Below are 308 nucleotides of genomic sequence, written 5' to 3'. Positions count from 1 at the left end.
ATATGAATCTGATTTTTCACTTGAAGATTCAAATAAAGACAAGCCAATACCGGGTAAAGGAGGTAAATGTTGATCGATGATAACCAGTGAATCAGGTATACCTGTATTTGTACGGACTGTGATCCCTAATCCTGCTTTTACTGCTCCCCATATGCCGTGTAAACTTCCACCAGAGACTGCAATCTGCCAGGAGATATTTTCTTGGTCAAGTGCTTGAATTGCTGTATCTCGAATGATGCAGGGTGACTCTACTAAAATGAGCGGAAGTGGTTTTCCGGAATTAATGTAACTATCAAAATCAAATGCAG

At 39.9% G+C, this 308-nt stretch carries 1 protein-coding gene; it reads right to left on the bottom strand.

Annotation, left to right across the window (positions count from 1 at the left end; all coding sequences use genetic code 11):
• Positions 1 to 308, bottom strand: a 308-nt coding sequence (locus R0J87_RS19310) for a LysR substrate-binding domain-containing protein (RefSeq protein ID WP_498888261.1), incomplete at both ends; no start/stop codon positions are given.

Source organism: Halomonas sp. SIMBA_159 (assembly GCF_046536035.1).
In the GTDB taxonomy this organism is placed as follows: domain Bacteria; phylum Pseudomonadota; class Gammaproteobacteria; order Pseudomonadales; family Halomonadaceae; genus Vreelandella; species Vreelandella venusta_A.
This window is presented reverse-complemented; position numbering and strand designations above follow the sequence as displayed.